Origin of the sequence: Marinobacter qingdaonensis, from assembly GCF_034555935.1 — a bacterium.
Lineage (GTDB): Bacteria > Pseudomonadota > Gammaproteobacteria > Pseudomonadales > Oleiphilaceae > Marinobacter > Marinobacter qingdaonensis.
Window position 1 is genome coordinate 2,420,012 of the sequence record NZ_JAYDCJ010000003.1, and the last position, 11,050, is coordinate 2,431,061.

The 11,050-nt window shown below is 57.2% G+C and carries 5 protein-coding genes; all 5 read right to left on the reverse strand.

Features of this window, described 5'->3' with window-relative positions; translation table 11 throughout:
* Positions 1 to 7: 7 nt before the first annotated feature.
* Positions 8 to 1,552 (reverse strand): golvesin C-terminal-like domain-containing protein, encoded by a 1,545-nt coding sequence (locus tag U5822_RS14345; RefSeq protein ID WP_322856293.1) that lies wholly within the window; start codon positions 1,550 to 1,552, stop codon positions 8 to 10.
* Between the two features lie 188 nt (positions 1,553 to 1,740).
* Complete coding sequence (locus tag U5822_RS14350; RefSeq protein WP_322856294.1) at positions 1,741 to 2,886, reverse strand: acyltransferase family protein; 1,146 nt, start codon at positions 2,884 to 2,886, stop codon at positions 1,741 to 1,743.
* An 18-nt stretch (positions 2,887 to 2,904) separates the two neighbouring features.
* Positions 2,905 to 3,768 carry a serine aminopeptidase domain-containing protein gene (locus U5822_RS14355; protein ID WP_322856295.1) on the reverse strand — a complete coding sequence of 288 codons (864 nt, stop codon included), beginning with the start codon at positions 3,766 to 3,768 and terminating at the stop codon, positions 2,905 to 2,907.
* Positions 3,768 to 4,418, reverse strand: coding sequence for an alpha/beta fold hydrolase (locus U5822_RS14360; protein WP_322856296.1), 651 nt, complete (start codon positions 4,416 to 4,418; stop codon positions 3,768 to 3,770). The genes U5822_RS14355 and U5822_RS14360 overlap by 1 nt, the downstream gene beginning before the upstream one ends.
* 181 nt (positions 4,419 to 4,599) lie before the next feature.
* Positions 4,600 to 11,046, reverse strand: a complete 6,447-nt coding sequence (locus U5822_RS14365) for a non-ribosomal peptide synthetase (RefSeq protein ID WP_322856297.1) — start codon at positions 11,044 to 11,046, stop codon at positions 4,600 to 4,602.
* Between the last annotated feature and the right edge of the window lie 4 nt (positions 11,047 to 11,050).

Genomic DNA, 11,050 nt, shown 5'->3' on the forward strand with positions numbered 1-11,050 from the left:
CCTGCGGTTACTGAACCACGCTGGTTTTAACATCCGAGTATTCGCCGGCCACCCCGTCCGTATCAATCGCCCTGATTTTGAACTGCCACTCGCCTTCTTCAAGGTCCCTAACCAGATAGCGATTGGTGCCATCGTTCTCAATGACCTGAGATTGCTCTCCAGCACCTTGCGCATTTACCCGGATGGCGTCGGCGACAACATAGCCATCGGCGTCATTGTCAATGCGAACCACGACCTGGCCGTCGCTGGTCGAAAACGACCCGAGCTTTTGCCAGGTTCCACCATTGTTGCGTTGGTCGACCGTGGCAGAGTCAGTGGTCTCGTTGCCGCTGTTGTCCCTGAAGGTAAATTCATACACCGCGTTGGAGGCCCTCAGCCCCGACGATACCCAGTGTCCGTATAGATCGTAGGAGGTTCCCTGGGTCAGGCCGCTCACTTGCCATGCCGCCGTCACCTCACCGGAACCCGGTTCCATGATGAAATAATCGCTGCCTATAAAACCACCGTATCCGGTCGAGGCTCGGCCACCTCCCGAAGTCACGAACGCGCTGGATTCATTATCGATGACCCGTTCCTCGCCCTGAACCGCCCTTTGGTACGAAAGTTCATACTGGGCGATGTCGCTCTCGTTTAACGGACTGCCATCGGTCCTTTGAGTGGGGGGATCCCAGGTAACCAGCACTGACTGAGTATCCGGTTGGCTGGTATCGTCGCTGGCGCTGGTGCCACCCTGGAACTCTTCCAGATTCGAATAACCATCGTTGTCTGCGTCGCCCGAAGCGTCGTCGATGGTGGGGTCGAGGCCGTTGTCGACTTCATAGCCGTCATCAATCCCATCGGCGTCCGTATCCGCCACTGAGGGATCAGTGAGCGCGAGGTATTCATCAGCGTTGGTCAGACCATCGCCGTCCAGGTCCAAACCTGCATCATCGGGTGAGTCCGGATCGAGACCATAGGTAACTTCCCACTCGTCTGGCAGACCATCGCCATCCGTATCGTCGGTGGTCTCAGGCTGATCTCCGGTAGATATCCCTCTTTCCCGAAACAGAATGGCATCAGCTACGACGTAACCGTCGGCATCGTCGCTTACTGTGACTCGGCCGGTCAGTGTCGACATTCGGTAGGTCCCCAGCTTGAACCATTCGCCGCCGTTCTCCCTCTGGTCGACCGTTACCGTTTCGGTCACGAGGTTGTTGGCGTTGTCCAAGTGATGGACCACAAACTTGACGTTGGACCCCCGACGCGGGGTTGACGACCATTTTGCATAGACATCAAAACTGCGAATGATGTTGAGGTTCCAGGTCGCAACATTGGCGCCGCTTCCTGGCGGAGCAATGAGGTAATCGGTGCCTTGATAACCGGAGATGGAGTCTGAAATTCGCCAGTCTCCATCCGTGTAGAAGCCAGTATCCTGGCGGTCAATGATGTGTTCGGAGGGGTCGCCCGCGGCTGGGGGGCCTAGCTCATCGAACACAAAAGGTTTCTGAGACGCACAACCGGCAAAAAGCGAGCTCGTGATAGACAGAAGTAAAATCCTATTATTTCTGACCATGGGAGCACCCTCTGGAGGCTTGATAGAAAACGTATGGGAACTCAATGAAGCATGGCACACGGCAGGGATAAATAAACGACGGCGATTAGTTTTTATCCTTTTATAAAAGGGCTTTTGATAAGCAAATAGAATTGATTTTGGAAGCGGAGGCGGAGGGGGTAATCGCCTAATCCGGTCGTTATCGGCGGTCAGGTGAATCGCCTCACGAGAGGGCGGGGTTTAAGGCGCTGACGCAAGGGTACTTCAATCAGGTGATAGCCGAGATGTGAGAGCAACAACACAACCAGCGAGAGGCCGGCCACCAAAATGGCTTGTTCAGTCAAAGACAACAACGCCCCGGCCGGGGTGCCCTGAAAGAAAGCAATGCTGTCCCGGGTGACATCGAGAACAAACCAGTGGATCAGATAAATTGAATAGGAAATTTTCCCCAGATAGGCCAGTGGACCGCAATTCAGGATGTGTGGCTGGTCGCCCGGCAGGCGTGCGCAACAAAGTACCAGCCATAAGAAGCCAAAGACCGAGACGACTCCGGGCCCTGGAAGGGCCATCAGCACGACATTGAACAGCAATACCGGTATGACCAGACTGGCACCCGCGATTTTTAGATAAGAACCTGCCTGGAACCACCGGAAGGCGGCCACCCCTAGTGCAGCTTCGCAGAGACAACGAATGAGCATCGGCCAGCCTGCATAATGCAGTCCCAGATCGCCAAAATGCCATTCGATCATGGCCAGGGGGACGAGACAGGTGGCTACGGTCAAAACGGGCGTTCTCCCGGCGATTGGTAGGAGCTTATGCATAAGTAAGGGAAGCGAGAAATAGATCAGCCATTCTGCACTGATGGACCACGCTGGCTGGTTCCAGTAGGCCTGCCAATGAAAAGTCTGGACCAGGAGCAGGTTAGTGATCAGAGTTTCGGCGTTCTCATCTCCACTGAAAGGCGTCGGCAGGTTAGACATACCCACGATGCCAAGCTCGTTCAGCAGCCATTGCAGTCCCTCGAAGGCCACAAATGCCATCAGAACCACGAAATGCAGCGGATAGATCCGGGCAAATCGGGTCTGCATAAAGATGCGGTAAGTTGTCCTGGAGACACTGTCCTGAAACTGATGGTGGTAAACGTACGCCAGGACAAAGCCGCTCAGCAGAAAGAAAAGGTCGACACAGAGGTAGGATTTTAAAAAGAGCTTTGATGGTAAGGCCTTCCCAAGATCTGGTAGCAGCACGAAAAAAAAGTGGTGGTACATGACCAATATTGCAGCAATGCCCCGAAGCGAGGTAAGGCCGACCAGTTCTGTTTTTCCCTGAGGTGACGCTGACGCTGGCCTATTCATGAGTTTTAAGTCCGGTGATCAAACAGCTCGGGCGCGCTCGTAGACCCATTCGGTGATGGCGTCCACGACAGCCCTGCGTTCGTTTGGCTCTGACAATATGTGACTCGCCTCGGGGCGGTGGATGACCGTCAGGTTGTTGTTGAACGGCACGCCACTGAAGCAATCCTGGAATTGGCCGTGGTACTTGTAGTGTTCGTTGCCGAGAAAGACGTAAAGCATGTCCAGCCCCCGGTCGTTTAGCCGACCAAGCCCCTGTTCAACCTCTTCTTTGGGCGGGTAACTGGCAAAATCCGGCACTTCGAAGAACTCCTCTTCGATACCGGAGACCTCAGCGCCTTTTCTCACTTTGCGGAGGCCAAGCTTGCGCAGCAAAAAGGCCATCCAGCGAGACAGCGACAGCAAGCGCGGGGAGTAATGCATCAAGTGGCTTTTCCAGGTCGTGTAGCAATAGCCATCCAGTTGCACGGTTGCGAGGATGCGGGTATCTGCGAGAGCGGTGCGATAGGCGGCAAAGGCACCTGAGCAGAGGCCGTAAAGGATAAACCGGTCGAATCCCTTCCAGCGTTGCAGGTGGTCCATGACTTCCTGGATTTCGTCGATGGCCGCCTGATTGGCGGTGAGTGTGCCGCGCCTTGCTTCGCTGTCACCGATCCCGGAAAAGTCGAAGCGGAAGGTGGTGATGCCGGCTCTTTCCACCAGCGCTCGCCCCAGAGTGACCGACAGTCGACATGAACCCACTCGGTGAATCACTCCGGAATTCAACAGGATGACCGCTGTACCCGGGGCTTTGGCTTGATCTTTTTCGGGTTCGCACAGGATTCCTACCAGGGGCAGTTCGTCTCCCACCATTACGACGCGTTCGCGCATAATGTTCCCTTTCATTAATGCGTCACCTGGTTGAAATAGCTCTCAATGGCGTCAATCACCGGTTTTGGCCACAGAATTCCCCCGACATGGTCCACGTAATTCCAATCGTGGGGAGCGGGGGCCAGTTCTGAATAGAAGCCCGGGCGCCCGGACAGTTGTTGTTTCAGCCTGTCAAAGGTGTCGGATTCGTGGGACACAATCTGGGCAACCGGCAGATTCAGTTCCTGGGCTTGATCGTGCAGATTCCACTTCGAGATTGATTCCTGGAACCTTGGTGGCATGCTGAAGCCGTTAAAGTGCAGCGTTCCGTCACTGGCGAGGACTCGGGACCGACTGGTCTGGGTTCCGCCATTTACAATGGAGGACCGGATGCCGCCAACGTACTCGGCGCCGTCTGCGATGGGATCCCACATCACGAGACGAGAGACCTGGTGGTGACGGTCGGCTGCCTGCGCCGCGAGCAGGGCGCCCAGACGCAGGCCAATGAGCGCGACACGGGGCACTGCGGCCATGTCCACCAGCTCCTGGATGGCATGACCTATGTCATCCACCCAATGATCGGCGGTGTGGCCATCGATATCACCGGCCGAGTCGCCGGTCCCCCGGTAGTCGAAGCGCAACACCGGGTACCCGAGCTCCGCGAGATTGATTGCCAATCGACGCATGGACTTATGGGCCCTCAAGTACTCCTGACCGAAGGGGTTGCACAGTACGATGCCCTCGTTTCGGTTGGTACCTTGCCTGGGATGAAAGAGCCCAAGTAGATAACTTTCTGACGGTCCGAAGTAGAACGCTTCCAATAGATTCTCCCGACGATACTGCGGCCCGGTATGGGAAGTGGGATGATTACGACGCCCCAAACAGGCGCCGGAAGACTCCCCGACCGGTTTTTCTGACCTTCTCTGTTGATGGTTGTTCGGGTTCCTGATCCACCTGACTTCGTTTTTGGTCAATCAGGTTGGCCAGTTGTTCCAGGGTATTCACCCAAAGATCCTGGGGCATGAGCCTGGCCCCAAACGCGTGTTCAATTTCCACAATTACTTTGAGCGCAAGCAATGAATGCCCGCCAACGTCCAGGAACTGATCTTCCAGCGCGAAATCGTCTCGCTTCAAAAGCACTTTCCAGATTTCCATCAGGCCGTTTTCAGTGTCGGTCGGAGCCCTGTGAGAGACACGCCGGGCGGCGGAGCTAGGCTGCATCCCGGTCAGAAGCTTGCGGTTGACCTTGCCTGAGGGCAGGAGTGGCAAATGGTCATGGGCGGTAAATTGCTGTGGCATCATGTAGTCAGGCAGGAACCGGCGAAGGTACTTGCGCAGTTCGGTGCCGGTCGGCTCATCATCTCCTGCGTAAGTGAGGTGCGCAATCAGCCTGTGATCATCGGCGCCTAAATCCTGCACCACGACGGCCGCGTCCGCGACGTTCGGATGGCTGCGGAGGTTGACCTCGATCTCTTCCAGCTCAATCCGGTAGCCCCGCACCTTGACCTGGTTGTCGACGCGGTCGCCGAACTCTATCTGGCCATCGCGAGTCCAACGGGCCAGATCTCCGGTCCGGTAAAGGCGCTCGCCCTTCGCCGTTGTGACAAACCGGTTGGCAGTTTGCTCCGGATTGGCCCGGTAACCTTGGGCAAGTCCTGCTCCACCGATCCAGAGCTCACCATAAACGCCCAGGGGCAGACATTCTCCCTGGTCGTCCAGAACATGAAGTTGGGTGTTAGCCAGTGGCCTGCCAATCAGTATCCGTGGGCGAGCACCGTTTTTCCCTTCAGCGACCCGATGGCAACTGGTCCAGACGGTGGCCTCAGTCGGGCCATACATGTTCCAGAGCTCAACTTTGCACCCAAGCAGACTTTCGGCCAGATCTGGTGGCAGTTTCTCTCCACCGATCAGTCCCTTGATGGGTCGCTCGGGAGCGAACCCGGCGTTGAGCATTAGCCGCCAGGTAGCGGGCGTAGCCTGCAAGGTGGAAATGGCCTGTTCGTTGATCAGATCAATCAATCGATGGGGATCACTGCCGTCTTGAGCAGTGGCAATGACCACGGTGGCGCCGACCGATAGGGGCAGGAACAGTTCCAGCAGAGAGATGTCGAAGGCCAAGGTTGTGATGGCCAACAGACGGTCTTGTTCTTTGAGCCCTGGCTCCCTAGCCACGGCCAGCAGAAAATTGTGAAGGGCCCCGTGGCTGATTTCGACGCCCTTGGGCACGCCGGTTGAGCCGGAGGTGAAAATGACGTAGGCCAGTGTTTCCGGGGCCAGTGCGCAGGGAATCGGATCGGTTGGCTGCTTATCAATGGCAGCTTGTTCCTGGTCCATCAGCACAGTTAGGCCAGAATGGGCCGACCTTGCCGCCTGCTGGTCGGAGGTGGTTGCCAGTAGCTTTGGCTGGGCCACCGCCAGAATGGCGCGAATCCGTTCTTCCGGGTACACGGGATCAAGCGGGACATAGGCGGCGCCCAGTTTCCACAAGGCCATTACCGTGGCAGGCAGGTCCGCATCGCGGGGCAGGAGGAGGGCTACGACATCTCCGGCCTCGACCCCTTGCTCGGCAAAGAAACGGGCGAGGCGGTTCGCCCGTTGGTCCAGGCTGGCGTAGCTAAGGGAGCGCCGGTCATCGACGCTGGCCGGCTTGTCCCCTTGTTTATTCACCTGCTTCTGGAATTCGCCAAGGAATCCCTGGTTGAAGGACCAAGCGACTTCTGTCTGATTCCATTCCGCAATCATGGCCTTCTCTTCCTTGTTTGCACAGACCAGGCTCTCCAGCCTGATGTCGTCCTGTTGTTCACACAGGGCCACGGCACTGTCTTTAAAATAGCTCAAAAATCCCTCAATTGTCCCGCGTTCAAAGAGCTGAACGGGGTATTCAAACCCGGCTTGTAATCCGTCGGTGTGGCGCTTGAACCAGACGTCCAGATCGGTTTCAACACCCACCCGATCCAGATTTATCTGGAACCGTTCGATGCCGTCCATCTGGTCTTGCCGGTTCCGGACGTCCTGATAGTTAAACAGAGTTTGTGCGATGGGATTGCGTGACGTATCACGGGTTGGATTGATGGTTCTGACCAGCAGGTCGAACGGTGCATCCTGGTGTTCAATGGCCTCAAGCAGCGTGTCTTTGACGTGCGTAAGCAGGGACTCCAACGACGGGTTTTCAGTGACCTTGAACCGGCAAACCATCACGTTGATCATGGGGCCCATCAAATGACTCAGTTCGTCCTGGTTACGGGCATAAACCGGGACATTGATAATCAGATCCGATTGCCTCGTGAAGCGATGCAGCATCAGCACGTAGAGAGTCAGCAGGACCATGAAAAACGTGGTTTGATGCCGAATGGCGAGTGCTTCAAGGCCGGCTACGGTTGTGCCATCAAGCTCGAACTTTACACCCTCAGACCGATGGGGTTGGGCATAGGGTCGTTCGAAATCGGTTGGCAGCTGCAATACTGGTAGTTCACCGCCAAGCCGGGTTTTCCAGTAGTCCAGGTGGGCGTCCATCACGTCGCTATTCAGCCATTCCCGTTGCCAGACTGCGAAGTCCCGGAACTGGACTGGCAGCGCTGGTAGAGGGTTGCCCAGGCCCTGACGATAGGCGTTGTAAAGCGTGCACATCTCTTTAAGCAGCAGGTCGAAAGACCAGCCGTCGAACACCATGTGATGGATCATCAGGAACAACATGTGGTCTTGATCACCCACCCGAATCAGCGAAACCTTGAAGAGGGCGTCAACACCAACATCGAAGCCATTAGCGGCCTCCTCCCTTAAGGCTTCCTCCAAAGATTGGATGTCGGAGGCGCCATAATCGGCCGGCGATCTGGGCTTGAGATCGATGGCGCGGTCGTGATTGATCACGATCTCGACTTCACCTTGGGGGTTGATGAAGTTGGCTCGCAGAATTTGGTGCCGTTGCAATATGGTGTTGAACGCCTGCTCCAGCGCGCGAACGTCAAGTGTGCCGCGGAAACGGAACAGGGCGGGTAACGTCAACGCGTGGGAATCTGGAACAATTTCCTCGTGCAGGAACCAGACCTGCTGCTGAGGAGTGGCGTAGACGATCGCCTCTTGGTCCACTTGGCGGATGGGTGGAAGTTTGCGCGCGCTGGTCGAATTCTGCTCAATCAGTTTGGCCATGGCCCGCACGCTTGAGGCTTCGAACAGTTTGCCCAGGCCGAAACTGATGCCATAGCGGCTCTTGATTTGGCTCAGCATCTGGGTGCCCAGCAGAGAGTGGCCGCCGGCGTCAAAGAAGTTTTCGGTCACACTGATGGACTGAAGGCCCAGCACATCGGCCCACAGCGCGCATAGTTCGGATTCTGTTTGAGTAGCTGGCAGGACGAATTCGGATTTGGGAACCAGAGTCCTATCCGGTTCGGGCAGGGCCTTCCGATCAACTTTGCCGCTGGAGGTCAAGGGGAGCGTCGGCAATTGGATAAAGTGCTGGGGCAGCATGTATTCCGGCAGATAATGGCCGATGTGTTCTTTCAAATCCTGAAGTTGTTTCCCAAGGTCTGCGCTGGATACCAGATAGGCAACCAGACGCTGATCGTTTTTGCGATCCTCCCGCGCCAACACCGCACACTGGGTAATACCGGAGAACTTCAGGATAACGGATTCAATTTCACCGAGCTCAATGCGCAAGCCCCGGAGTTTGACCTGGAAGTCGTTGCGGCCCATGTAGTCCAACACGCCATCTGCACGCATCTTGACCAGGTCGCCGGTGCGGTAGGCCCTGAAGGGCGCATCGCTGAAGGGATCCTGGATGAATCGATCGGCTGTCAGTTCCGGCCGATTCATGTAACCCCGGGCTACCTGAATCCCGGCAATCAGAAGTTCTCCAACCAGTCCCGGCGCCAACAAGTGCAGGTGATTGTCCACGACATAAAGGCGGGTGTTAGGCAGGGCTGTTCCGATTGGAACTGAGTGATTAGAGATTAACCGCCCACATTGCCACCAACTGGCATGCACTGCGGCTTCGGTGGGGCCGTATAGGTTCCAGCACTCGGCATCGGGAAAGGCCGCCAGCATGCGAGTTTCGAGTTCCGTGCTCACCGCTTCACCGGTAAGCAAGATTCGTCGGACGCTGGGGCAATTGGTTTGGTTATAGGCGTCCAAGAACAGGTAAACCAATGAGGGGACAAAATGAATGTGGGAAATACCCTGATCGCGGATCAGACTGGCGAGGTAGTCTGGGTCTTTGTGTCCACCCGGCTTGGCGATGACCAGTTTGCACCCAACCATTAGAGGTAGAAAAAGCTCGCACAACGACACATCAAACGTGTAAGGCGTCTTCAGCATTACGGCATCCGATGGCATCAGCGGAAATGCCTCCTGCATCCACAACATGTGGTTGCAGATCGAGCGGTGCTCCAGCAGGACCCCCTTGGGCTTGCCGGTAGACCCGGAGGTGTAGATCACATACGCCAGCTGCGACGGCGAGAAGGGGCATTCGGGGCGGCGGTCATCGAACTGGTCGAGGGGCAGGTCGGAACCGTCCAGGGCATAGCTTTGCACCGAGTCAGGTACCCGGGGTTGCAGGCCGGAAAGGGTCAGTACGAACCTTGCCTTGACCTCCTCGAGAATGAACGCGAGGCGGTCGCGGGGATGGTCCGGGTCCAGGGGTAAGTAGGCGCCACCGGCCTTGAGGATGCCGTTGATCGCCACCAGCATCTCGATGGACCGGTCCATCAGGATAGGAACAATGCTGTCTGCGGTGACCTGCTGCTCACGCAGCCAGTGCGCCAGGCGGTTGGCGCGTGCGTCCAGTTCCCGGAACGTGAGTTCGTGATCCTCGAACACCAGGGCGATGCGATCCGGAAAACGCTCCGCCGCCGCCTCCACCAGCCCGTGCAGGCTGGTGTTGTCCAGGTCGTAGTCCCGGTGCACCGAACGCCACTGCTCCCGGTAAAGGGCCAGAGCCTCGTCCGTCAGCAGCCTGTGCTGGCCAAGGGGGGCGTCGGGCGCCTTCAGCACCTCGTCCATCAGCAATTGCAGCTCGGCCATGCGCTGACGCATGGTTGCGGTATCCCACAACTGCAGATTGTGTGTGCACTCCATCACCGCGGACCGGTCGGACAGGGTGATGTTCAGGTTCAGATCGAAGTTCTCATAGGCCCGAGGATTGGAGGCGAACGCCGCCTCCAGGCCGGCGAAGTGAAAATCGGATTCGTTGGCCTGATCGACATTGAAAATCACCGACACCAGCGGTGGCTTGGACGGATCCCGGGCCACGCCCAGGGTTTGCAGCAAGGTGCCGTAGGTCAGGTACTGGTGCTCGAAAGCCTCGAGCATCTGCTGCTGGGTCTTGCGCAGCAGGGTTTCGAAGGAATCTTCGGCCGACACCTGGATGTACAGCGGGATGATGTTGACGCAGTGGCCCACCAGACTGTGTTCCTGCTTGGCCATCTGACCGGCGAAGGGGATGCCCAGTACGATGTCCGCGCACCCGGAAATGCGGTGGAGATAGCCCACGAAGGCGGCCATCAAAGTGGTGGTGATGGTGCTACTGTTTTTAGCCGCCAAGGTCTTCAGTCCCTTCAGCAGATCCATCGGCAGTGGGGTGTCCAGTCGGTACGCGGCAAAGCTTCGGCTCAGCGGTCGGGGCCGGTCATAGGGCAGGTCCAACGTTGGAATCCCGCTGGCAAACCGGGCGGTCCAGTAGGCAGCGCTTTGCTCACGCAGGCTCTCGGTGTACTCGCTGCGTTCCCAGTCGGCGTAGTCGCTGAATCGGGGGGGCGGTTCCAGGGCGGGGGCGTTGTTTGAGTCCACCGTTTCCGAGTACAAATTGCCGAGTTCACTGGCCAGGATGTACAGCGACCAACCGTCGCAAATGGAGTGGTGAAGGGTCAGCAGAACACGGGTGTCGGTGTTGTCGATCTGGATGACATCCAGCCGGGCCAGTGGCCCATTGAACAGATCGAAGGCCTCGGTGACCGCGCTGCGGGCCAGCTCATCAAGCTGTTGCTGCTTTTCGGCCTCCGGCAACGTGATGAAATCATGGACAAGGATGGGCGCGGGACGGTCCTGGTAGATCACCATCTGTTCGCCGTCGTTGCTGAAACATCCCCGCATCGCCTGATGACGCTGCCAGAGCGCGTCCAGGGCGCGGGTCAGCGCCATCAGATTGACCGGGCCCTTGAGGTTTATAAAGACGGACTCGTTGAACGCCGCGCTGGCCTCGTCACCGAACTGGGCGGCCAGCCACACCTCGCGTTGTGATTCCGTGGAAACGATGGTGCCCTCCAGGTTGCCGAACTGAAAGGGGTCGTGCCGGTCAACGTACTTCAAGACAGCGGTGTTCATAGGT

What these genes read in the sequence shown, in the direction of transcription:
- U5822_RS14345 (WP_322856293.1), bottom strand. Translation starts at nt 1,552, where the DNA reads ATGGTCAGAAATAATAGGATTTTACTTCTGTCTATCACGAGCTCGCTT.
- U5822_RS14350 (WP_322856294.1), bottom strand. Translation starts at nt 2,886, where the DNA reads ATGAATAGGCCAGCGTCAGCGTCACCTCAGGGAAAAACAGAACTGGTC.
- U5822_RS14355 (WP_322856295.1), bottom strand. Translation starts at nt 3,768, where the DNA reads ATGAAAGGGAACATTATGCGCGAACGCGTCGTAATGGTGGGAGACGAA.
- U5822_RS14360 (WP_322856296.1), bottom strand. Translation starts at nt 4,418, where the DNA reads ATGCGTCGATTGGCAATCAATCTCGCGGAGCTCGGGTACCCGGTGTTG.
- U5822_RS14365 (WP_322856297.1), bottom strand. Translation starts at nt 11,046, where the DNA reads ATGAACACCGCTGTCTTGAAGTACGTTGACCGGCACGACCCCTTTCAG.